22 protein-coding genes are annotated in these 21,677 nt (G+C 73.8%); 9 read left to right on the top strand and 13 right to left on the bottom strand.

The window, feature by feature from the left end:
• Nucleotides 1-35: 35 nt before the first annotated feature.
• Nucleotides 36-1,085 (bottom strand): NAD-dependent epimerase/dehydratase family protein, encoded by a 1,050-nt coding sequence (locus tag B5D80_RS27340; protein WP_088646836.1) that lies wholly within the window; start codon nucleotides 1,083-1,085, stop codon nucleotides 36-38.
• A 146-nt stretch (nucleotides 1,086-1,231) separates the two neighbouring features.
• Between B5D80_RS27340 and B5D80_RS27335 the strand changes: the two genes are divergently transcribed.
• The 6 genes from B5D80_RS27335 (at nucleotide 1,232) to B5D80_RS27310 (ending at nucleotide 6,595) form a co-directional block, all read left to right on the top strand.
• On the top strand, nucleotides 1,232-1,891 hold the full coding sequence (locus B5D80_RS27335) for a glycosyltransferase family 2 protein (protein WP_088646821.1): 660 nt from the start codon (nucleotides 1,232-1,234) through the stop codon (nucleotides 1,889-1,891).
• Complete coding sequence (locus tag B5D80_RS27330; RefSeq protein ID WP_088646820.1) at nucleotides 1,888-2,565, top strand: TIGR04282 family arsenosugar biosynthesis glycosyltransferase; 678 nt, start codon at nucleotides 1,888-1,890, stop codon at nucleotides 2,563-2,565. Before B5D80_RS27335 ends, B5D80_RS27330 begins: the two co-directional genes overlap by 4 nt.
• An 86-nt stretch (nucleotides 2,566-2,651) precedes the next feature.
• Complete coding sequence (locus B5D80_RS27325) at nucleotides 2,652-3,203, top strand: methyltransferase domain-containing protein (RefSeq protein ID WP_425437272.1); 552 nt, start codon at nucleotides 2,652-2,654, stop codon at nucleotides 3,201-3,203.
• Nucleotides 3,200-4,369, top strand: coding sequence for a molybdopterin-dependent oxidoreductase (locus B5D80_RS27320; protein WP_211291669.1), 1,170 nt, complete (start codon nucleotides 3,200-3,202; stop codon nucleotides 4,367-4,369). The genes B5D80_RS27325 and B5D80_RS27320 overlap by 4 nt, the downstream gene beginning before the upstream one ends.
• Nucleotides 4,366-4,848, top strand: coding sequence for a hypothetical protein (locus B5D80_RS27315; RefSeq protein WP_088646818.1), 483 nt, complete (start codon nucleotides 4,366-4,368; stop codon nucleotides 4,846-4,848). The genes B5D80_RS27320 and B5D80_RS27315 overlap by 4 nt, the downstream gene beginning before the upstream one ends.
• Nucleotides 4,849-5,065: 217 nt before the next feature.
• On the top strand, nucleotides 5,066-6,595 hold the full coding sequence (locus B5D80_RS27310; RefSeq protein WP_245855010.1) for an RICIN domain-containing protein: 1,530 nt from the start codon (nucleotides 5,066-5,068) through the stop codon (nucleotides 6,593-6,595).
• A gap of 105 nt (nucleotides 6,596-6,700) precedes the next feature.
• On the opposite strand, the gene B5D80_RS27305 is transcribed toward B5D80_RS27310, so the two are convergent.
• From B5D80_RS27305 to B5D80_RS27295, 3 genes are all read right to left on the bottom strand, one after another.
• Nucleotides 6,701-7,240 (bottom strand): hypothetical protein, encoded by a 540-nt coding sequence (locus B5D80_RS27305; protein WP_088646817.1) that lies wholly within the window; start codon nucleotides 7,238-7,240, stop codon nucleotides 6,701-6,703.
• 49 nt (nucleotides 7,241-7,289) lie between these two features.
• Entirely contained in the window at nucleotides 7,290-7,664 is a 375-nt protein-coding gene (locus B5D80_RS27300; protein WP_088646816.1) for a UBP-type zinc finger domain-containing protein, read from the bottom strand.
• Between the two features lie 174 nt (nucleotides 7,665-7,838).
• Complete coding sequence (locus B5D80_RS27295) at nucleotides 7,839-8,522, bottom strand: alpha/beta fold hydrolase (RefSeq protein ID WP_088646815.1); 684 nt, start codon at nucleotides 8,520-8,522, stop codon at nucleotides 7,839-7,841.
• Nucleotides 8,523-8,575: 53 nt separating this feature from the next.
• Between B5D80_RS27295 and B5D80_RS27290 the strand changes: the two genes are divergently transcribed.
• Nucleotides 8,576-9,640 carry a helix-turn-helix transcriptional regulator gene (locus B5D80_RS27290; protein ID WP_088646814.1) on the top strand — a complete coding sequence of 355 codons (1,065 nt, stop codon included), beginning with the start codon at nucleotides 8,576-8,578 and terminating at the stop codon, nucleotides 9,638-9,640.
• On the opposite strand, the gene B5D80_RS27285 is transcribed toward B5D80_RS27290, so the two are convergent.
• Nucleotides 9,581-10,624 carry an arabinan endo-1,5-alpha-L-arabinosidase gene (locus tag B5D80_RS27285; protein WP_211291668.1) on the bottom strand — a complete coding sequence of 348 codons (1,044 nt, stop codon included), beginning with the start codon at nucleotides 10,622-10,624 and terminating at the stop codon, nucleotides 9,581-9,583. The genes B5D80_RS27290 and B5D80_RS27285 overlap by 60 nt on opposite strands.
• Nucleotides 10,625-10,925: 301 nt before the next feature.
• On the opposite strand from B5D80_RS27285, the gene B5D80_RS27280 reads away from it, so the two are divergent.
• Nucleotides 10,926-13,094 (top strand): HelD family protein, encoded by a 2,169-nt coding sequence (locus B5D80_RS27280; protein ID WP_088646813.1) that lies wholly within the window; start codon nucleotides 10,926-10,928, stop codon nucleotides 13,092-13,094.
• 40 nt (nucleotides 13,095-13,134) lie between these two features.
• On the opposite strand, the gene B5D80_RS27275 is transcribed toward B5D80_RS27280, so the two are convergent.
• Both B5D80_RS27275 and B5D80_RS27270 read right to left on the bottom strand, forming a co-directional pair.
• A complete protein-coding gene (locus tag B5D80_RS27275; protein WP_088646812.1) occupies nucleotides 13,135-13,698 on the bottom strand; it encodes an NADPH-dependent FMN reductase in 564 nt (187 codons plus the stop codon).
• A gap of 44 nt (nucleotides 13,699-13,742) precedes the next feature.
• On the bottom strand, nucleotides 13,743-15,188 hold the full coding sequence (locus B5D80_RS27270; RefSeq protein ID WP_088646811.1) for a DHA2 family efflux MFS transporter permease subunit: 1,446 nt from the start codon (nucleotides 15,186-15,188) through the stop codon (nucleotides 13,743-13,745).
• Between the two features lie 86 nt (nucleotides 15,189-15,274).
• Here B5D80_RS27270 and B5D80_RS27265 point away from each other — a divergent pair, with 86 nt between their 5' ends.
• Nucleotides 15,275-15,733, top strand: coding sequence for a MarR family winged helix-turn-helix transcriptional regulator (locus B5D80_RS27265; RefSeq protein ID WP_088646810.1), 459 nt, complete (start codon nucleotides 15,275-15,277; stop codon nucleotides 15,731-15,733).
• Between the two features lie 82 nt (nucleotides 15,734-15,815).
• Here the strand turns inward: B5D80_RS27265 and B5D80_RS27260 are convergent, their stop codons facing one another.
• From B5D80_RS27260 to B5D80_RS27235, 6 genes are all read right to left on the bottom strand, one after another.
• The gene (locus B5D80_RS27260) at nucleotides 15,816-16,718 is read right to left on the bottom strand and encodes an ABC transporter substrate-binding protein (protein ID WP_088646809.1); all 903 of its coding nucleotides are present in this window, start codon (nucleotides 16,716-16,718) and stop codon (nucleotides 15,816-15,818) included.
• Nucleotides 16,719-16,755: 37 nt separating this feature from the next.
• A complete protein-coding gene (locus B5D80_RS27255) occupies nucleotides 16,756-18,243 on the bottom strand; it encodes an MFS transporter (RefSeq protein ID WP_088646808.1) in 1,488 nt (495 codons plus the stop codon).
• Between the two features lie 7 nt (nucleotides 18,244-18,250).
• On the bottom strand, nucleotides 18,251-19,264 hold the full coding sequence (locus tag B5D80_RS27250; protein ID WP_144081779.1) for an ABC transporter substrate-binding protein: 1,014 nt from the start codon (nucleotides 19,262-19,264) through the stop codon (nucleotides 18,251-18,253).
• 87 nt (nucleotides 19,265-19,351) lie between these two features.
• A complete protein-coding gene (locus tag B5D80_RS27245) occupies nucleotides 19,352-20,074 on the bottom strand; it encodes an ABC transporter ATP-binding protein (RefSeq protein ID WP_088646806.1) in 723 nt (240 codons plus the stop codon).
• The gene (locus B5D80_RS27240) at nucleotides 20,071-20,925 is read right to left on the bottom strand and encodes an ABC transporter permease (protein WP_211291667.1); all 855 of its coding nucleotides are present in this window, start codon (nucleotides 20,923-20,925) and stop codon (nucleotides 20,071-20,073) included. The genes B5D80_RS27245 and B5D80_RS27240 overlap by 4 nt, the downstream gene beginning before the upstream one ends.
• A 353-nt stretch (nucleotides 20,926-21,278) precedes the next feature.
• On the bottom strand, nucleotides 21,279-21,677 hold a 399-nt coding region (locus B5D80_RS27235), incomplete at its 5' end, for a cellulose binding domain-containing protein (RefSeq protein WP_211291666.1).

The raw sequence follows: 21,677 nt of genomic DNA, 5'->3' as shown, positions 1-21,677 counted from the left end.
CTCGGGCGGAGCCGGACGGTGGCCGGGGGTGGCGCTCACCCGCGCAGGGGGGCGTGGGCGAACTCGGCGATCCCCTCGGCGAGCCCCACGGCGGCCCGGAACCCGAGTTCGGTCTCCGCCCGGGTGGGCGAGGCGACCACGTGCCGCACGTCGCCGAGCCGGAACTCGCCGGTGACCACGGGCGGCGGTCCGTCGGCGGCGCGGGCCAGCTCCGTGGCGACCTGTGCGATGGTGACCGGCCGGCCGGAGGCCACGTTGTACGCCCGCCAGCCGGTGGCGGTGCCGGTCGCGTCCAGCGCGGCGAGGTTGGCCGCCGCCACGTCGCGGACGTGGACGAAGTCGCGGCGCTGCCCGCCGTCCTCGAAGACCCGGGGCGCCCGGCCGGCCTCCAGCGCGGACCGGAAGATCGCCGCGACCCCGCTGTACGGGGTGTCGCGGGGCATCCCCGGCCCGTAGACGTTGTGGTACCGCAGCGCCACCACCGCGCCACCGGTCTGTCGCGCCCACGCGGCGGTCAGGTGCTCCTGGGCGGCCTTGCTGGCGGCGTACACGCTGCGCGGGTCGAGCGGATCGTCCTCGTCGACCAGCCCCGGGGTGAGCGTGGCGGCGCAGCGCGGGCAGGTCGGCTCGTACCGGCCGGCGGCCAGGTCGGCGACGGTACGCGGCGCGGGGCGCACCGGACCGTGCCCGGCGCAGGCGTACGCGCCCTCGCCGTAGACCACCATGGAGCTGGCCAGCACCAGCCGGTGCACGCCCGCCCGGGCCATCGCGGCGAGCAGCACGGCGGTGCCGAGGTCGTTGCAGCCGACGTACTCGGGCAGGTCGTCGAGGTCGACGCCGAGGCCCACCATGGCGGCCTGGTGCACCACCGCGTCGACCCCGTCGGCCAGGACGGCGGCGAGGGCCGGGCGGTCCCGGACGTCGAGCCGGACGAGCGGTGCGCCCGCCACGGTGTCCGGCAACGGCCCGCGGTGCGCGCCGGGGTGGCCGGAGTCCACCACGGTCACCCGGTGTCCGGCATCGTGCAGGGCGGTCACCACATGGGTGCCGATGAAACCGGCGCCGCCGGTGACGAGTACGTGGATCACCCGCCGACGGTAGGGCCGGTGGCCGGCGTCGTGCGCCGGCCGCGACCAGCCGTCAGGGGTTCGTAAGAACTGCGCGGCGGCCGGGGATTCCGTCATCGTCAGGTAAGAATTTCCGGGCCGGTGGTGCCCTAGCGTCCCGCTGCATGACCGATGTGGTTCTTCCCTGCCGCGACGAGGCCCCGGCCCTGCCCGACCTGCTGGCCCGGATGCCGGCCGGCTACCGGCCGATCGTGGTGGACAACGGCTCGACCGACGGGTCGGCGGCGGTGGCGCGGGCCTGCGGGGCCGAGGTGATCAGCGTGGCCGAGCCCGGGTACGGCGCGGCCGTGCACGCCGGGGTGCTGGCGGCCGACCCGGTCGACGGGGTGGTGTGCGTGCTGGACGCCGACGGGTCGTTCGACCCGGCGCAGCTTCCCCGGCTGGCCGATCCGGTCCGGTCCGGCGCGGCGCACCTGGGCACCGGCCGGCGTCGGCCGACGGGACGTGGGGTGTGGCCGTGGCACGCCCGGGTCGGCAACGCCGTGCTGGCCCACCGGCTGCGCCGCACCACCGGCCTCGACGTGCACGACATCGGGCCGATCCGGGCCGTCCGCCGCGACGACCTGCTGGCGTTGGGGCTGCGGGACCGCCGCTTCGGTTACCCGCTGGAGCTGCTGATCGCGGCCGGCCGGGCGGGCTGGCGGGTGGTCGAGGTCGACGTCGACTACCACCCCCGGGCGGCCGGCACCCGGTCGAAGGTGACCGGCACCGTGCTCGGCACCGCCCGCGCCGTGCGGGACATGGGCACGGTGCTGGCCCGGTGAACGCCCACCGTCCACCGACCGCCCTGCGGGTGCTGGTGCTGGCCAAGACGCCGGTGCCCGGGCGGGTCAAGACGCGGCTCTGCCCGCCCTGCACCCCGGCGCAGGCCGCCCGGGTCGCCGCGGCGGCCCTGGCCGACACCCTGGACACCGTCGGCACGGCCACCGTCGACGCCCGGGTGCTGGTCGTCGACGGTGACCTGCCGGCCCCGCCGGGCTGGACGCGGCTCGCCCAGCGGGGTGGCCCGCTCGCCGACCGGCTCGCCCACGCGTTCGCCGACACCCAAACGGCGGGCGCGGCGACCCTGCTGGTCGGCATGGACACCCCGCAGCTCACCGCCGCGCACCTGGACACCGCGCGGGACCTGCTCGGCCGGGCGGACGGGCCGGACGCGGTGCTCGGGCCGGCGGACGACGGTGGCTGGTGGACGCTGGGGCTGCGCGACCCCGGCCACGCCACGGTGCTGCGGACGGTCCCCACGTCCGTGGCGAGCACCGGCGCGCGTACCCTGGCCGCGTTGCGCCGCCGGGGTCTGCGGGTGCACCTGCTGCCCCGGCTGCGGGACGTGGACACCGCCGTCGACGCCCACGCGGTGGCGGCGCTGTGCCCACCGGACAGCCGGTTCGCCCGCGCGGTCGCCGTCGACGTCCCGTCGCCCACGGCGGTGGCCGGGTGAACGCGGTGGCGCTGTTCGACGCCGTGTTCGACCGGGCCGCGTCGGGTGTCCCCGCCGCGTTCACCGCCCGGCACCCCAGCGGCGGGGTGCTGCGCTTCGATCCGGCGCTCTGGTGCCGGGACTCCGTCGCCGGGGACGCGTCGCTGCTGGCCCGGTGCACCGGACCCACCCTCGACGTCGGGTGTGGACCGGGCCGGCTCACCGGTGCGCTGATCGACGCCGGGCGGCCCGCGCTCGGCATCGACGTCAGCGCCACCGCCGTCCGGTTGGCCCGGCGGCGTGGTGCGGTGGCCCTGCGCCGGGACGTGTTCGGGCCGGTGCCGGGGGCCGGGCGGTGGCGGCACCTGCTGCTGGCCGACGGCAACGTGGGCATCGGCGGGGACCCGTGCCGGCTGCTGCGCCGGTGCCGGCGGCTGCTGGCCGCCGACGGTCGGCTGCACGTCGAGTTCGCGCCACCAGGGACACCGGCCTGGTCCGGTACGGCCGTGGTGCGGACGCCGGGCGGCGCGGACGGCCCGCTGCCCTGGGCCTGCGTACCCCTGGACGGCCTGTCCACGCTGGCCGGACAGACGGCGCTGCGGGTGCGCGACACCTGGACCGAGGCGGGCCGGTGGTTCGCCACCCTCGGCCCCCGGTGAGCGGCCGGCCGGCGGTGCCGCGGCGGCCCGCCCGACGGTGGTCGGCACCAGCCCCCGACCGGTTCCCGTCGCCGCTGCGGTCGACCCGGTTGACCAGCCAGCTCGGCGTCGCGCTCGGGGTGGCGTTCGCCGTGTGTTTCCTCACCGGGCTGCTCAGCCACCTGATCCAGCATCCGCCGGGCTGGTTCCGGTGGCCGGCCCGGCCGGTGGGGCTCTACCGGTTCACCCAGGGGCTGCACGTGGCGACCGGGCTGGCCACGGTGCCGCTACTCGGGGCCAAGCTGTGGTCGGTCTACCACCACCTGTTCCGCTGGCCGCCGGTGCGGTCGGTCGCGCACGCGGTCGAACGCGCGAGCGTCGGCGTGCTGGTCGCCGCGGCCCTGTTCGAGGTGGTCGGCGGGGTGTTGAACGTCGCCCGCTGGTACGCGCCGATGCCGTTCTTCTTCACCGCCGGGCACTACCGGGTGGCGTGGCTCGTGGTGGGGGCGCTGCTGGTGCACGTCGGCGTGCAGTTGCCGGCGGTCCGGGCCGCGCTGGCCCGGCCGGGCGTCGGGTCGCCGCAGGAGCGGCTCAGCCGGCGCGGGCTGCTCGCCGGGGTGGCCGCCGCGGCCGGGCTGATCACCCTGACCACGGTCGGGCAGACCGTCCGGCCGCTGTCCGGCCTGGCGGTGCTCGCCCCGCGCCGGCCGGACGTCGGCCCGCAGGGGCTGCCGGTGAACCGGACCGCCCGCCGGGCCGGGGTGGACGTCGGAGATCCGGCGTACCGGCTGGTGGTCGACGGTCCGGGCGGGCGGGTCGCGTTGGACCTCGCCGCCCTGTACGCCCTGCCGCAGCACACCGCCGAGCTGCCGATCGCCTGTGTGGAGGGGTGGAGCGCGACCGGGCGGTGGACGGGGGTGCGGCTGCGGGACCTGGTCGCGCTGGTCGGGGCGGACCCGGGCCGGGCGAGCGTCCGCGTCGAGTCGTTGGAGGCGGCCGGCCGCTACCGGGCGTCGACGGTCGGGTCGGCGCACGTGGGTGACCCGGCGACGCTGATCGCGTTGCGGCTGGGCGGGGAACCCCTGCATCCCGACCACGGCTACCCGGCCCGGTTGATCGCGCCGAACCGGCCGGGCGTGCTCCAGACCAAGTGGGTCGGCCGGATCGTCGTGCGGGAGGCGCGGTGAGGGCCCGGGTGGCGCTCGTCGCGGCCGGCGCCCTGCTCATCGGGTACGCCGTGGCGGGCGCGCTGACCGATCCGGAGCTGGCCCCGGCGGGGGTGCTGGTGTTCCTGGCCGGGGTGCTGGTCGGGCACGACGTCGTCTGGATGGCCGGGGTGCTGACAGTCGGGGCGCTGCTCGCCCGGTTCGTCCCGCGCCGGCACCGGCCGGTGGTACGGGCCGGGGTGATCGGTGCCGCCGCGCTCACCGTCGTGGCGCTGCCGCTGGTGCTGGGCTTCGGCCGCCCGCCTGACGATCCCTCGGTGTTGCCGCTGCCGTACGGCCGTAACCTGGCCGTGGTGTTGCTGCTCGTCGCCGCCGCGACGGCGGTGGCCTGCCTGCCGGTGGAGCTGCGACACCGCCGGCGCGGGGCCGGTCGGGGCGGGGCGGGGGCGCGGCCACGGGCCGCCGACGAGGGGCCGCCGGGGCGCGTCGATCCGCCCTGATCGCCCCCGCGCCCGCCGACCCGAATGACGCTTGTCGATGCTTGACACCCCGGGGGCGTTCGGTGAGACTTGCCAGCAACACGCAGGCAACATTCAGGACACCCTCCGCGACCCGCTCATGTTAACGCTAACAGCGATGGTCGCCCGCCGCCGGCACACCCGGTGGGCACGCTCGGACGACATCGGCGCGATGTCCCGACCAGAGAGGCCCGATCACGTGACCGACCACTCCCCGCCCCGGACCACGTCGTCCCCAGCGGCGGCGCGGCGACACCGTCTGCTCCGCCGGCTGCTGGTCACGCTGGCCGCCGTGGCGACCGCGATGGTCGGCGGCGCAGTCGTCGTGTCGTCCCCGGCCACCGCCGCCACCAGCGGGTTCCGTGGCATGAACTGGGCCGTGCTGGGCGACAACTTCAGCACCGGCCCGCTCGTCGTGCAGGGCCTCAGCGCGTCCGACAGCAACGCGACGGTACGGGCCAAGGCCAACGCCCTCTACGACGACATGGCCGCCACCATGGGGGTCAACACCGTCCGGCTGCCGATCAACACGCACACGGTCGGGACGGCGTGGTGGGAGGCGTACCGGGGGGCCATCGACGCCGCCACCGCACGCGGGTTCAAGGTCATCCTGGCGTACTGGGAGGACGGTGCCGCCTCCGGTGGCCGGATCACCAACCTCGCCGCCTGGAACGCGATGTGGTCCACGGTGACCAACACGTACGGCACCAACCCCAACGTCTACTTCGAACCGATGAACGAGCCGCACGGCTACAGCTCGGCGGAGTGGCGCACCGTGGCCGCCAACTGGCTCAGCTACCACTACTCGGCGGTGCCCGGCCGGGTCCTCATCGGCGGCACCGGCTTCAGCCAGGACCTGCGGGACATCTGCAACGACAGCCGGTTCAACGCGACGCTGCTCTCCTTCCACCACTACGCGTTCTTCTACGGCGAGATGAGCTACGACGCCTTCCGCAGCCACATCCAGACCCGCCTGGGCAACTGCGCCTCCCGCGCCGTCGCCACCGAGTGGGGCGCGCCGATGAACGACGGCCGCAACTACGCCGACGCCAACAGCACCGACAACTTCGTCCGGCACATCCGGGCCATGGCCCAGGTGATGCGGGACAACCAGATGGGCGGCACCTACTGGCCCGCCCTCGGCGGCAAGCCCGGCACCATCGGCTACGACTGGTACTCGATGTACGCGCTCAGCGGCAGCGGCACCGACCTCAACCTGAGCATCCGTAACCCCTCCGGTGCCGACCGGGTCCGCTACGGGTGGGGCGACACCGTCGGCGACGGCCCCACCACGCCGCCGCCGAGCAGCGGAACGTACTACCGGGTCACCGTGCGGCACAGCGGCAAGGCGATGGACGTCCAGCAGCCGAACACCGACAACGGGGCGCGGGTCGGCCAGTACACCTACGCCGGCAACGCCTGGCAGCAGTGGCAGTTCGTCGACGCGGGCAGCGGCTACTGGCGCGTCGTGAGCCGGCACAGCGGGAAGTGCCTCGACGTGACCAGCGCCTCCACGGCCGACGGTGCCGAACTCATCCAGTACACCTGCGGCAGCGGCACCAACCAGCAGTTCCAGATGGTCACCAACGGCAGCTACTTCCAGCTCCGGGCCCGGCACAGCGGCAAGTGCGTGGACGTGCCGGCCGCGTCGACCGCCGACGGCCAGGTGCTCAAGCAGTACACCTGCAACACCGGCACCAACCAGCAGTGGTCCCGCACGGCCGTCTGACGTCCGACCCGGCCGCCGCACCGACCCGCGCACCCGGACGGGTCGGTGCGGCGGCCCGACGTCGGGCCTGCCGTGGGCCGGTGGTCCGCAACCGTGGCAACCGGCCTACCGGGCGGGTCGGCCGGCATCGGCGGGGCCGGGCAGGCGACGGGCCAGTTCCCGGCGCAGCAGGTCACGGCCGGGGCTCAGGTAGGCCAGTGGGACCCGGATCTCGTACGGCCGGCTCTGCCCGGTGACCGCCCACTCCCACCGGGCCAGCGGAGGGATGGTCCGCTCCGGATCGGCCGGCTCGATCACCAGGACCGGGTACAGCCGCCCCGTGATCTCCGCGCGGGCGACGTTCGACCACCCGACGGCCAGGGTGCGTCCACCCGGGCCGGTCACCTCGAGCTGGTCCGCGGTGAGCCGCAGCGGCAACTGCGGCTGGTGACCGGCGGGCGACGGGCGGGCCGCTCCGCGCAGGAGCCCGAGGGCCAGGATCCACAGCGCGGGTGTCCACAGCCCGTCCCACCAGGGGTCGCCGGAGACCAGGTTGACCACCGCCACCGCCAGCGCCGCCGCCAGCACGGCCGCCGTCAGGAAGCCGACCTGACGCCCGCGGGAGCGACGGAACTCGATGGTGGGCAGGTCATCGGCGGCGGTCACCGCAGCGTTCTGCCCGGCCGGTCACCGAGCCAAACGGACCGCGTGCCCGTCAGTGCAGCCGACGTTTCCAGTCCTCCGGTACCCGGCCCCGGGGGCCGGGGGCCGGCTGGTCGGACGGACGCGAGTGCGGCGGGGCCAGCTCCGGGCCGTGCGGGTGGAACCGGTCCGCCGGGTAGTCCCAGAACCAGTCCTCGCCGGGTTCGAAGCTCTGCACCACCGGATGCCCCTCGGTGGTGGCGTGCGCCGTCGCGTGCTGGCCCGGCGACGAGTCGCAGCAGCCGACGTGGCCGCAGGCCGCGCAGCGGCGCAGGTGGAACCACCATCCGCCGGACGACTCGCACTCGACGCAGCCGGGGCCGCTGGGCAGGGTGGCCGGGTTGATCCCCACCGTGGTCGCGGTGAGCGGCTCGGGCTGATCCTGCACGCGGTGCTCCTCTCGACTCGCCGGCTACGGTACCCGGACCGCCGCCGTGGCGTCCCGCACCCGTTCACCCGGCCGGGTGAGCCGGCCGCACCGGTGCGCCCCCGTTCACCGTCGCCCGGTGCCGCCGGGTCACCCGTCGCACCCGGCAGGGTCCGCCGGATGCCGCCGGACCCGTCAGAGGTCGGCCAGGAGGCCGGCCAGTTCGACCGGCCGGCTGAGCATCGGCCAGTGCCCGGAGTCGATGTCGACCAGGTCGACGCGCCTGACTTTGGCGAGTTCGGGCAGGTCACCGGCGTCGATCAGGGCCTGCGCCTGGGCCGGGGAGAACTCGGGGCAGACCAGCACGACAGGCACCTCGTACCGCCGGGTGTCGGTCAGCCGCACGGTCCCCCGGGCGACCTGCTCGGGCACCGGGACGGCGGCGGCGGCGAACTCCCGCCGGGCCCGGTCGTCGAGGTCGGCCGCGTCCGGGCCCTCGAAGGGCGCCCAGCCGGGGAAGGGCATCACGCCGTCCTCGATCGGGAAGAAGTCGGCGTAGGAGTCCCCGTCGGCAGGTGGGAACCCGCCGATCAGCACCACCCTGCGCACCGTCGAGGGCCGGGCGTCGGCGGCCAGCCAGGCCAGGGAGCAGGCGGCCGAGTGCCCCACCACCACCGACCCGTCCGGTGCCGCGTCGACGGCGGCCAGCACCGCGTCGACCTGGTCGTCGAGCGTCGCCGTGGTGTTCCCGTCACCCTGGCCGGGCAGGCGCACCGCCACCGCGTGCCGGCCGCGCCGCGCCAGTTCGGTCACCACGCCGTCCCACACCGGGGCGTCGAGCCAGAGACCACCGACGAGGACGATCCGTTCATCCGTCATACGGTCAACCTAGAACCGGTTCCGGACGTTTTCCTTCCGGTACCGTCCGTCGCGTGGAGAACGCCGTCAGCCCCACCGCCCGCGCCCTGCGGACGCTCGACATCCTGCGCGACCGGCCCGGCACGACGGCCGCCCAGCTCGCCGCGGGCCTCGGGGTGACCGAACGCGCCGCGCGCCGCTACGTCGAGGTCCTGCGGGAGGCCGGCATCCCGGTCGAATCCGTCCGGGGGCCGTACGGCGGGTACCGGCTCGGCCGGGGTGCCCGGCTGCCGGCCGTCGTGTTCACCCAGGAACAGGTCATCGGCCTGGTGATGGCCGTCCTCGACGGGCAACCGGCCGCGATCGACGCCGACGGGCTGGTCGGGTCCGCGTTGAGCAAACTCATCCGGGCGCTGCCCGACAGCGTCGGACGGCAGGCGGCGGCGCTGCGCGCGTACGCGGCGGCCGCCGCCGACCGGCAAGCGGTGCACGCCGACCCGATCACGACCAGCGCGCTGGTCACGGCCGTGGCCGACCGTCGTCGGGTGGCCGTGCGCTACACCACCGAGGGTGGCACCTCGTGGGAGGCCGAGGTCGACCCGTGGGCGGTGGTGGTGCGCCACGGCCGCTGGTACCTGCTGTGCCACTCGCACCGGGCGGACGCGGTCCGCACGTACCGGATCGACCGGATCGGGGCGGTGCGGCACCTGCCGCAGCCGTTCACCCCGCCCGCCGACCTCGACCCCGTCGCCGCCCTGGAGGCGCACCTGGGTTCCGGGTGGAAGTACCCGACCCGGGTGGTGTTCCACGAGCCGTACGAACGGGTGGCGCCCTGGGTCGGGCCGACGATGGGCCGGCTGGAGCCGGCCGGCGAGCGCTGCGTGCTCACCGGCAGCACCACCAACACCCGGATGTACGCCGGGGAGTGGCTGGCCGCGATCCCGTTCGGGTTCACCGTCGAGGAGGGGCCCGAGCTGCGGGCCGCGGTGGCCGCGCTCGCCGCCCGCCTCACCGCCGCCGTGGCGGACACCGTCCCGGCGGCGGGCGGACGGCGGCACCTCGTCGCGGCCCCGCCCCGGTCAGTAGACGAACGGCCAGCCGGCGGTGTCGTAGCCGAGCAGGTTGATACCGAGCAGTGACGCGCCGTTGTCGGCGTAGTAGTGGTAGACGAGCACCTCGGCGTCGGTGTCGGTGAACACCGCCTGGTGCCCGGGTCCGTGGATGCTGCCGTGCCCGGCGAGCACCTGGGTGCCGCCACCGGCGGTCATCGCCACCCCGTTGCGGTCGACGTACGGGCCGGTGACCGAGGTCGACCTGCCCACCATGACCCGGTAGGTGCTCGCCGCGCCCTGGCAGCACCTGTCGAACGACACCCACAGGTAGTAGTAGTTGCCGTGCCGGACGATCACGGGGGCCTCGATGGCGCCCCCGTTGCGGCCGGCGATGCTGTGCAGGGTCGTGTCGGCGCGTTTCCCGGTGGCCGGGTTCAGCGCCACCATCTTGATGCCGGACCAGAACGATCCGAAGCTGAGCCACCACCTGCCGGTGGTGTCGACGACCAGGTTCGGGTCGATGGCGTTGAAGTTGTCCGACGTGCGGGACTCGATCACCAGACCCTGGTCGGTCCAACTGCCCGACGCCCCGGTGGTGCTCGTGGCCAGGAAGATCGCCGACCGGTTGGAGCCGAACGTCGAGGCCGAGTAGTACAGCCAGTACCGGCCGTCGCGGTAGGACAGGTCCGGCGCCCACAGGTTACGACTGCCCCCGGTGTACGTCGTCGTCCACGGTGCGCCGCCGGGGAACACCGTTCCCGCGTTGCGGAACGCGATCCGGTCACTGGAGGTCTTGAGCGCGATGTTGTCGCCGGTGTGCGCCAGCAGGTAGCCGCCACCGGGACGGAGCACGATCGTCGGATCGTGCACGCCGACGTCCCCGGTGACCCGGCCCGGGCCGGGGTAGGACGCGGGTGGCGTGGTGGGGGTCGCCGCCACCCGTGGCGCGGCCGTCGACGCCGACGGCGATCCTCCGGCGATGCCGGCGGCCACCAGCACGACCGACAGGCAGACCGACGCCAGCCGGCGGAGGGTGGACGGATTCTGTACGGAGGCGAGCGAAGTGGTCACGACAGTTCCCTGGGTCGGGCGTCGGGCAGCGTGGTGCCGACGCGACGCGACGTCGACAAAAATGTCGGGATCATTGCGTTCGTGTTTTCCCCGAAGCTAACGCAAGCATCGATGCATGTCAACGCATGACCCGCCACGATGGGACAGGGCCACGAACGGCAAGGAATTGCGAGCTGTTGAGATGCTCATCTCCGCCGACCGCATCAGGGCACGACGAGGAGACAGCGACCCTATGCTTGTCGCCGGAACACCTGCGGCCGGTCGGGTGGCAGGAAAAAAGCACCAGTCCGAGGATCTGCGAATGCGTCGGAAATCTGCTCCGGACAATGGCATCACCGACGTCACCACGGCAGTCACCCGCAGTGGAACGTCAACCTCCCCCGCAGCGGACGCCGCGCGCCGATCCGCGGTCGCCGAGGAACAGGAGTTTCTCGACTCGGCCATCGCCCGGCGCGACACTCTCGTCGACCACCTACAGGCGGAGCTTTCCTCGGCTGCCCCGGACGTGTTGGAACGGGCGCGGCTGCGCATGCTCCGCCAGCAGTACGAGCAGCTGCGGCGGGCGCAGGAACGGTTGGTCTTCGGCCGCCTCGACGGTCTTGACGGCACCGTGCGGCACGTGGGCCGGGTCGGCCTGCGCAACGACGACGAGGACGGTGAGCCGCTGCTGCTGGACTGGCGCGCTCCCGCGGCCCGGCCGTTCTACACCGCGACGGCTGTCGACCCGCAGGGGCAGGCACGGCGTCGGCACATCCGCACGACGGGACCGGTGGTCGTCGGGGTGGACGACGAGCCGCTGGACGGGACCATGACAGCGGAACTCGTCGGTGAGGGCGCGCTGCTGGCCGCCCTGGACCAGCGGCGCACCGGTCACATGTCGGCAGCGATCTCCACGCTGCAACGCGAACAGGACGACATCATCCGGGCGGAGGCGACCGGCCCGCTGATCGTGCAGGGCGGTCCCGGCACCGGCAAGACGGTGGTGGCCCTGCACCGCGTCGCCTATCTGCTGTTCGCCCACGCGACGATGGCCGACCAGGCGGTCCTGGTCCTCGGTCCCTCCCCGCGGTTCCTCCGGTACATCGCCCAGGTGCTGCCCGCGCTCGGTGAGACCGCCGTCGTCTCGGCGACCTGCGACACCCTGCTGCCCGACATCCGCGTGGGCCGCGACGAGAGCCGCACCCTCGCCGAGATCAAGGGCCGCGCCCTGTGGCAGGCCGCGCTGGAGAACTACGTCGGCTCGCTGTTCCCCCGGCCCCGTGAGTTGAAGCTGCGCTGGGAGGGCGAGTTCTACGTCATCCCCGCCGGGACGGTCGCCCAGGTACTCGCCTCGGTGCGGGGACGTCCCTATCACCGGGCCCGCGAGGCGTGCGCCGAGCAGTTGCACCACCTCCTGACCGAAGCCGTCGTCGATCGACGCGAGGCGCTGATGCACGCGATGGAGGAGGGCTTCGAGGACATCCTCGCCCGCGTAGACCGGAGCATGGAGCAGGACCTCCGGCCCGGAGGTGGGCCCACCGGCAGTGACGTCGACGGGCTGCTCTCCGAGGAGGAGATCGACATTCTCCGTGGTCGGATCGGGGAGAACGCGACGATCGCCCGGTTCGTCGAGGCCTGGTGGCCCACCCTCGACGCCGAAGAGATGGTGAGCGGTCTCCTGACCGACCGCGCCCTGCTCGCCCGCTTCGTTCCCCGGTTGTCCGCGGCGGAGCTCACCGCCGTGTCGACCGAGCCCGCACCGTGGGCTCCGAGCGACATCCCCCTGCTCGACGCCGTCGCCGACCTGCTGGGCGAAACCGGGGCCCCGCCACCGCCTGGCGGTTCCGTCGCCGACCACGCCCGCCGGCAGCGCGGCTGGGTGTACGGCCACGTCGTCATCGACGAGGCGCAGGAGCTGTCCGAGATGCAGTGGCAGATGGTGCTGCGGCGTTGTCCCAGTCGATCCGTCACGGCGGTCGGTGACATCGATCAGGCGGAGGCGGCGCACCGGCACACCAGTTGGGCACAGGCGGTACGGGCAGCTTTCGGCGAGCGGTGGACCGCTGCGGAACTCACCATCTGTTACCGCACCCCGCGCGAGGTCATGGACCTCACCGGGCCCGTCCTGAAGCGGGCGGGTAGCCACAACTCCCCGCCCCGGGCGGTGCGTTCCTGCGGCATCGACCCCTGGGTGCGCACGGTCGCCCCTGCGGAGCTTGCCGCCACCGCTGCCCGGGCCGTCCGGCAGTTGCAGCAACGGTGGCACGGCGGCACGGTGGGCGTCATCGCCCCCGCCGACCGCATCGCCGAACTCCACGCCGTACTGAGTGACGTGCCGGTGCTCACCGCGGTCCAGGCCAAGGGACTGGAATGGGATGCGGCGCTCCTCGTCGACCCCCAGGGCATCGCCGCCGGGCCGCGCGGATGGAACGGCCTCTACGTCGCGCTCACCCGATGCACCCAGGAACTCGGACAGCTGGTTCTCGCGTAGCGGGAGTCTGCGGGTGTGCCGCCGTCCCGCCGGCGGCCGGTCACCGCTGGCGCATCGTGGCCAGGGCACCGCCCCAGGCCGTCACCTCGTCGAGCATCCGGTGCAGGACGTCCACCTGGTTGCCGGTGGGCCGCACCTCGCCATCGGCGTCGAACTCGGCGAAGCAGTGCAGGCCGACCTGGTCGCGGACGTCGGCGACGTGCACTTCGGCCAGCACCAGCCGCAGGTGCTCGACGGCCCGGGCGCCGCCGTTGAGGCCGTACCCGACGAAACCCGCCGACTTGTGGTGCCACTCGGTGTAGAGGTAGTCGATCGCGTTCTTCAGCACGCCGGGATAGGAGTGGTTGTACTCCGGCGTGACGAAGACGTACCCGTCGTAGGACGCGACGGTCTCGGCCCAGCGGCGGGTGTGCGCGGCGGTGTAGTGCTCGGGCCCCATGGCCGCCGGGACCGGCTCGTCGAGATGCGGCAGGTCGTGGTCGGCCAGGTCGACGACCTCGTAGACCGCGTCGCCCCGCTGGGCGGCCAGCCGGTGGACCCAGCGGGCCACCGCCGCGCCCCGTCGTCCCGGTCGGGTGCTGCCGATGATGATGGCGGTACGCATGAGATGACCTCCTGATCGGTGGGATGTGCCCGGTGGTGTCCCGGTCACCGGGCCTGCGCGCGTCGTTGCGCCCGGTGCAGCCGGGCGGCCAGGACGAGGGCGACCAGCGCCATCCCGGTCAGCCACCGGAAGGTGACCCGGAAGGCCGCGGCGACCTCGGCGTCGGAGCCGGCGTCGGCCAGCGCGCCGGAGAGCACCACCGCGCACAGCGCGCTGCCGAGCGCGCCGCCGACCCGGGACAGGGTGTTCACCTGCGAACTGGCGTCCGGCATCTGGTCGGGCCGCACCCGGGCCAGCGCGGCGGCGACGACGGGTGAGCCGGCCAGCGCCAGACCGACACCCCGGACGACCTGGAGCGCCTCGACGAGCACCAGGTCGGGGTCGGCCGGCAGCAGCGCCATCGCCACCGTGCCGGCCACGACGACCGCCAGGCCGACCAGGGCCACGACGCCGCCACCGTGGTCGTCGGCCAACCGGCCGGCGAGGGGGAAGGTCACCGCGGCGCCGAGGCTGAACGCCATCAGCAGCAGCCCGGTGTCGACGATGCTCCGGCCCATCCCGAGCTGGAAGTAGAGCGGCATCACGATCAGCCCGCCGAACAGGGCGGCACCGGAGAAGACGATGGTGCCCGCGGCGGCGGCGTAGACCGGGTCCCTGGCCAGGCGGAGGTCCATCAGCGGCTCGTCGGCGCGCAACGACCGGTGGACGAAGAGCGCCAACGCGACCAGCGCGGCCCCCAGCGGCACCAGCACCGACGACGCGAGCAGCCCGCCGCGGTCCGTCGCCCGGGTGACGGCGTAGGTGAGCAACGGCAGCCCGAGGGCGACCAGCAGCAGGGCCGGCAGGTCGAGCCGGCCGGCATGACCGGCCTCGCCGCGCGGAACCACCCGCAGGGCCAGCAGCAGTCCGACGATTCCGATCGGCACGTTGATCAGGAACATCCAGTGCCAGGAGAGGTTCTCGACGAGCAGGGCGCCGATGATCGGTCCGAAGGCCGGGGCCAGGATCGACGGGACGCTGGCGACGGCGATGACCCGACCCATCCGCTCCCGGCCGGCGACCTGGCCGAGGATGGCCATTCCGGCGGGGATGAGCAGTCCGCCGGTGAGCCCCTGGAGCACCCGGGCGACGACGAGCATGTCGGCGCTCCGGGCGAGCGCGCACGACGCGGAGATGAGCGTGAACCCGGCCAGCGACCAGAGCCAGAGCCGGCCGGCCCCCGTGCGCCGGCTGAGCCAGCCGCAGACCGGCAGCGTCGCGGCGAGTGCCAGCAGGTAGCCGCTGTTGATCCACTGCGCCTCGGTCAACGAGGCGCCCAGGTCGCGCCCGATGACCTCGATGCCGACGTTGACCAGCGAGGTGTCGAGGCCGGTGAGCACCGAGCCCGAGGCGAGGACGACCGTGGTCCACCACACCGGGACGGGCACCGCCGTGGTGCGGACACGTCCCGTCGCGGAGACCGGGTCGGCGTTCCCGCCGGCTGCCGTCATCGCCGCCCCCGATCCGGAAAATTTTGTTGGACCTCCAACGATAACAGAATATCGTTGGAGGTCCAACGTTTCGGTACACTGGGCGGATGACAGAGCGGACCGAACCGACACCGGGAACGCCACCGGCCCGGCTCCGGCGGCTGACCAGCTGGCTGCTGCACCACGCGGCGGCCCGCGCCAACCGGATCGTCACCCGGCACCTGGACCGCCCCGCCGACCGGATGCGGTACGCCATCCTCGCCGCGCTCGACGAGTTCGGCGGCATCAGCCAGGCGGAGCTGTGCCGCCGGCTCGGCATCGACCGGGGCGACGCCGTCGACACGCTCAACGGGATGGAGGCCGAGGGGCTGCTGCGCCGCGAGCCGGACCCGACGGACCGCCGACGCAACGTCGTCCACGTCACCGCCGCCGGGACCGCCCGGATGCGGGAGCTGGACGCCCTGGTCGACGCCGCCCAGGACGAACTGCTCAGTGGATTCACCCCGGCCGAACGCGCCCGGATCAACCGCCTGCTGCACCGCCTGGCCGACCTGCCACCGGGCTGACCCGGCAGGCCACCGGCGGCGGCGTCGGGGAAGGCACGGGGCCGGCCCGGCCCGCGTCGGCCGGGCCGGCCCCAAAGCAGGGTCAGACCGTGACGACCCGGTTGTCCACGATGGAGTTGAAGGTCGACTCGGGGGTGATCAGGCCCCACTTCACCATCCACCGGTAGGTGCGCTCGAACTCCGCCTCCGGGTACGGCTCCGGGTCGATGTAGCGCAGCCGGCCCAGCCGGAAGTCCGTCGGCTCCAGCTTCACCAGGTCCTCGGGGACCTCGGCGACGAAGTGGTGCAGGTACGGCCGGATGTCCTCGTTGATCTTCTGGACGGCCCGGCGGACGGCCCGGTCGACGGCGGCGAAGGTCTCCGGGTCGACGTCGGCGCTGGCGATCTCCGAGCCGACGTAGAACGCCTCGGTGATCAGCACGTAGCCGAGCTTCTCGGCGGCGGTGGTCCACGGCTCCATCAGCGCCACCGCGTCGATCTCGCCGTCGCGCAGCTTGCGGAACCGCTCGGCCGGCCCGCCGGCGTGCACCACCTTGATCTCGTCCTGCTCCAGGAAGCCCTCCAGGGACTGGATGGCCAGGTAGTGCGAGCCGTGGTGGAAGTTGACGCCGACGGTCCGGTTGGCCAGGCCCTGCGGGTGCTTGATGTCGGAGTCGGGCCGTACGAAGATCGCCTGGCTGGCCACCGAGGCCCGCTTGGCGATGATCTGGCCGCCGCGTCCGCTGTCGTGGGAGCGGCGGATCTGCCCCCACTCGCAGGCCCGGTAGAGGGAGACGTCGCCGCTCTCGAACGGCTTGGAGATGCCGCCGAACGAGCTGACCAGTTCGTGTTCCTCGATCGGCTTGAGCACCGTCTCGTACGAGCCGGGGGCGACCAGTTCCAGGTCGATGCCCTCTTCGGCGAAGTAGCCGTGCTCCAGGCCGACGAGGTACGGCAGGGTGAAGATGGCGCCGCTGCGGACGCTCCTGACCTTCTTGAGTGTCACCGGGGTGGTCCCTTCTGTGCTGGTGTCGTGCTGTGCGTTATCGGGCGGGTGTGGCGGTCGGTGCTGCCGTCGACGGGTCCTCGTTGCCCACCACCTCCTCTCCCGGGGTGGGTCCGGACGGCGGCCGGAACAGACGCCACGTCACGTACGCGCAGTACGCGGCGGTGGCCGCGACGAGCCCGTACGCGACGCGCAGGGCGGTGGTGAAGTCGTCGGGCGCCTCGGCGGCGACCCGGGCGACGTCGTTGGTGGGCTGGCCGGTCAGGGCCAGCACCGACACCACCACCGCCCCGAGGACGGCGACGCCGAGGTTGGTGCCGATCTGGCGGGAGGCGCTGGTGATGGCGCTGGCCACCCCGGCCCGGTCGCGGGGCAGGCTGTTCACGGCGGTGTTGGTGGCCGGCGGGTTGACCAGGCCCATGCCGGCGCCGAGCAGGAGGTAGCCGACGAGCAGCGGGGCCAGGCCGGCGTCGGTGGTGACGGTCAGGGCGAGCAGGGTCATCGACGCCACGAACGACAGGTGCCCGACGGTGGCGGGCAGCCGGCCGCCGCGCCGGCCGACGATCCGGCCGGAGACGTTGGCGAGCACCAGCGTGCCGAGGGTGGTGGGCAGGGTGAGCAGTCCGGTGGCCAGCGGGCTGAACCCGCGTACCTGTTGCAGGTAGAACGTGTTGACGAAGGTGAACCCACCCAGCGTCAGGTAGGCAACGACCGCGGTGACGACCGCGCCGCGCAGCGCCGGGATCGCCAGGTGGCGCGGGTCGAGCACCGGGTCGGGGCGGCGGCGGGCCGCCGGCAGGTAGCCGACGGCGGCTCCCACCGCCACGGCCAGCGCGACCAGGACCGGGCCGGTCAGCCACCCCCGGCTCGGGCCGTCGATCAGCGCGAACGTGAAGCCGACCAGCACCAGGGCGGCAAGCGTGTTGCCCAGCGCGTCGAGGCGGCGGGGTGGACCGTCGACGACGCCCGGCGGCAGCAGCCGGGTGCCCAGGTACAGCAGCGCCGCGCCGCCGACGCTCACGGCGAACAGGCTGCGCCAGCCGGCGGCCTGCACCAGCACCCCGCCGACCAGGGGTCCGCAGGCGGCCGACACCCCGGCCGTCGCGCTCCAGGTGCCCAGCGCCCGGCCGCGGCGTACCGCGTCGGGGAACAGGTTGGCGATGAGGGCGAGGGCGGGCGGGGCCATCAACGCTCCCCCGACGCCCTGCACGCCCCTGGCGGCGATCAGGGCGGGCGCGTGCGGGGCGGCCCCGCACAGCACCGACCCCGCAGCGAACACCAGCAGCCCGACCCGGAACGTCCGCCGCCGCCCGTACCGGTCGGCGACCGCACCGCAGAGCAGGGTGAGGCTGGCCCGCACCAGCGCGTTGCTGGTCGCCACCCACTGCAACTCGGTCGTGCTCAGCCGCAGTTCGCGGTGCACCGACGGCAGGGCCAGGTTCAACGCCGCGCCGTCGAGGACGCCGAGGAACAGCGTCCCGCAGCACACCAGCAGGGCGGCGCGGCTGCGCCAGGGCAGGGACATCGCCGGCTCAGAGCTTCTCGTACACCGGCTTGGCGGCCCGCTTCTTCAGCACGCCGACCTCGACGGCCAGGTCGATCTGCTTCTCCAGGTTGGCGAAGACGGTGTCGTCCCACACGTCGGCGTAGACCGGGGCGAGCCGCTCCGGCAGTAGTTCGATGGCCTTCTTCTCGGTGGCGGGGACGCCGTAGTCGGCGTGGTACCTCCCGATCAGGGTGGGGTCCTGCTTGATCAGTCGCCAGGCCTCCAGGGTGAAGTCGACGTACGCCCTCGCGGTCTCCCGGTTGGCGGCCAGCCAGTCGCGGCGTACGGCGGTGCCGTTGAGGAACAGCGGGCTGCGCTCGCCGGTGCCCTTACGCCACAGTTCGTCGACGGAGGCGAGTTGCCGGTTGCCGGAGCCGACCAGGCGGGTGGCGTTGGGTTCGATGGCGATGATCGCGTCGAGGTCGCCGCGTTCGTACAGGGCGAGGTTGGCGATGGGCTGCCCGGTGAACAGCTTGAACTCGCGGTCGAAGCGGATGCCGTTGACCGCCGCGGCGAGGGCCGCCGCCCGGTAGGTGTCGCTGCTGGGTGGCTGCACGCCGACCTTCCTGCCCTTCAGGTCGGCGATGCTCTGGTAGGGGCTGTCGGCGGGGACGATCCAGCGGCCGTGGTTCCACAGGGAGGGCCCGACGATGACCACGTCGTGGCCGCTGGTGTTGACCTCGGTCGCGCCCAGCGGGCCGAAGGCGTAGATGTCGAGCACGCCGGTGAGCAACTGTTCCTGTCCCGCGCCGGGGCCGCCGCCGGCCTTGCGGTCGAGGTGGAGCCCGTGCTTGGCCTCCAGGCCGAACTGCTCGGCCACGGAGTCGCGGATCGCCCCCGCCGTGCCGGGGCTGCGGGGTTGCACCTTGGCGCTGCGGGTGCCGGCGGCGGCCGGCTCGTCGACGCCGCAGGCGCTGAGCAGGGTGGCCGCGCCGGCACTGCCGGCGACAAGCCCGGCGGCGCGCAGCAGGGAGCGTCGGGTGAGGGGTGTCGTGGACACGGAGGTTCCTTCCGGGTGGTTCAGGGTTGCCCCGGCTCGCGGGGTGCGGGCGGCGGGCCGGTGGCCGCGCCGAGGGGTGGGGCGGGTTCAGGTGAGCGCGGCGACGATGCGGCGGTGCACGTCGAACAGGTCGGGGTCCTCGGGGCTGCGGGGGCGGGGGCGGTCGATGCGGTACTCCCCGACCACCTCGGCGGGGCGTCCGCCGAGCACCACCACCCGGTCGGCGAGGAACGCCGCCTCCAGCGCGTTGTGGGTGACCAGCAGGCCGGTGCGCGGGGTGCGCAGCCAGAGCTGTTGCAGCAGCAGCCGCAGGCGGCGGGCGGTCAGCTCGTCCAGCGCGCTGAACGGCTCGTCGAGCAGCAGCACCTCGGGTCGGACGACGAACGCGCGGGCCACGGCGACGCGTTGGCGTTGCCCGCCGGAGAGCACCGACGGGTACGACCGGGCGTAGTCGGTCAGGCCGACGGCGTCGAGGATCGGGGCGACCTCGGCGGGGTCGACGCCGGCCGCCGTGGCGGCGAGCCGCACGTTGGTCTCGACGGAGGTCCAGTCCAGCAGCCGGGGCTGCTGGAACACCATGCCGAGGCGGGGTCGTCCGCCGCCGGTGGAGACGGTGCCCGCGTCGGGGCGTTCCAGGCCGGCGATCAGGTGCATCAGGGTGGTCTTGCCGGTGCCGGAGCCGCCGACCACGGCGACCAGTTCGTCGGGGGCGAGGGTGAGGGAGAAGTCGCGGAAGATCTGTTGCCGTTCGCCGGTGCGCCGGCTGGTGAACGCCTTGTCGACGCCGTCGAGGCTGATCCGGACGCTCATCGCAGGGCCACCCGCCGCCAACGCACCGCGCGACGTTCCAGGGTCTGCAGCAGCCCGTACTCGATGGCGGCCATGACCAGGGCGAAGGCGACGGTCCAGGCGAGCACGCCGGCCACGTTGTGCTGGGAGAACTCCAGGTTGAGCTGGTAGCCGACGCCGTCGGCGAGGCCGAAGATCTCCACCAGCACGATGACCTTCCAGGCCATCGCGATGCCCAGGCGTGCCCCGGTGAACAGGTCGGGGACGATGGCGGGCAGCCACACGTACCGCAGTCGGGTCAGCGCGTCGAACCGGTAGACGTGGGCCATCTCGCTCAGCGCCGGGTCGACCGACCGGACGCCCTGCGCGACGTTGATGGTCAGTGCGGGTGCTGCCGCGAGTGCCACGGTGAGGACGGGGTTGAGCAGGCTCACCCCGAACCAGATGACGCACAGCAGGGCTTTGACCAGGCCGGGGGTGGCCAGTCCGATGAGGACGGCGGGCTCCAGGAAGCGGCGCAGCCATTCGCTGCGGCCCATCGCGATGCCGGCGGCGACGGAGACGACGAAGGCCGCCGCGAAGCCGAGCACGACGCGGGTGAGGGTGACCCGGACGTTCTCCGCCAGCGCGCCGCTGGTGGTGATGTCGGCCAGGTTGCGGGCGACCGCACCGAGGCCGGGGATCAGGGCGCTGCCGGAGGTGTGCGCCATGAGCTGCCAGCCGGCCGCGAGCAGGCCGACGAGCAGCAGCGCGGGCAGGGGCCGGGTGAGGCGTGCGACGACGCCGGTGGCGGGTGGGCGGCCCGGCGGCGCGGGCGACCGCCCGCCGCCGAGCACGACCTCCTCGACGCCGGCGGGGTGCGTGACGGTCATCGACATCCCATCCTTCGGTACGCGGGCCGCGTCGTCCTCGACGCCGGCAGACCAGTGACCAGCACGACAACGCCAGCCTCTCGATTTCCTATCCTGCCGATAGGATTAGTAGGCTTGCAATGTCGTCCCACCTGACGGGATGCACCTTGTGGAGTAGTCGACCGGGAGCAACGAGTGACCGCCGCCGCTCCGGGGTGTCACGCACCCGCCCCCGGCGGGGCCGGTCGCCGGGGTGGACCAGTGGAACCGTCGGACACGACGACCGGGCGGGCGTGCGGACCGGCGCACGCGGCCGGCCGGCGTGACCGCGGCCCCGAGGGGAGGCGGTCACACCGGCCGGTGGGATGGTCGCGTCAGGAGACGGCGCAGTTGACCCCGTTGAGGGTGAAGGAGGCGGGCCGGCCGGTGTTGCCGGTGTGGGTGGCCTGGAAGCCGATGTCGGTGGACTCCCCGGCCGCCAGCGTCCCGTTGTACGAGACGTTGCGGGCGGAGACCTGGCCGCTGGTGCCGGTGTAGGTGGCGTTCCAGCCGTTGGTGAGCGTCTGCCCGGTGGGCAGGGTGAACGCCAGGGTCCACCCGTTGATCGCCGACGTGCCGCGGTTGGTGATGCGGATGCTGGCGGTGAACCCGTCGTTCCAGGAGTTCATCGTGTAGCCCACCGCGCAGTCGCCGGACTGGCCCGGCGGCGGCGTGGTGGTGGGCGGCGGGGTGGTGGGCGGCGGCGTGGTCGGGGGCGGGGTGGTGGGGGGAGG

The sequence above is a fragment of the Micromonospora wenchangensis genome (genome assembly GCF_002210435.1).
Taxonomy (GTDB): Bacteria; Actinomycetota; Actinomycetes; order Mycobacteriales; family Micromonosporaceae; genus Micromonospora; species Micromonospora wenchangensis.
Note: the sequence above shows the minus strand (reverse complement) of the source record. Positions and strands in the feature narration are given on the sequence as shown.

What these genes read in the sequence shown, in the direction of transcription:
- B5D80_RS27335 (WP_088646821.1), top strand. Translation starts at nt 1,232, where the DNA reads ATGACCGATGTGGTTCTTCCCTGCCGCGACGAGGCCCCGGCCCTGCCC.
- B5D80_RS27295 (WP_088646815.1), bottom strand. Translation starts at nt 8,522, where the DNA reads ATGACGGATGAACGGATCGTCCTCGTCGGTGGTCTCTGGCTCGACGCC.
- B5D80_RS27280 (WP_088646813.1), top strand. Translation starts at nt 10,926, where the DNA reads ATGCGTCGGAAATCTGCTCCGGACAATGGCATCACCGACGTCACCACG.
- B5D80_RS27275 (WP_088646812.1), bottom strand. Translation starts at nt 13,698, where the DNA reads ATGCGTACCGCCATCATCATCGGCAGCACCCGACCGGGACGACGGGGC.
- B5D80_RS27270 (WP_088646811.1), bottom strand. Translation starts at nt 15,188, where the DNA reads ATGACGGCAGCCGGCGGGAACGCCGACCCGGTCTCCGCGACGGGACGT.
- B5D80_RS27265 (WP_088646810.1), top strand. Translation starts at nt 15,275, where the DNA reads ATGACAGAGCGGACCGAACCGACACCGGGAACGCCACCGGCCCGGCTC.
- B5D80_RS27255 (WP_088646808.1), bottom strand. Translation starts at nt 18,243, where the DNA reads ATGTCCCTGCCCTGGCGCAGCCGCGCCGCCCTGCTGGTGTGCTGCGGG.
- B5D80_RS27245 (WP_088646806.1), bottom strand. Translation starts at nt 20,074, where the DNA reads ATGAGCGTCCGGATCAGCCTCGACGGCGTCGACAAGGCGTTCACCAGC.
- B5D80_RS27240 (WP_211291667.1), bottom strand. Translation starts at nt 20,925, where the DNA reads ATGACCGTCACGCACCCCGCCGGCGTCGAGGAGGTCGTGCTCGGCGGC.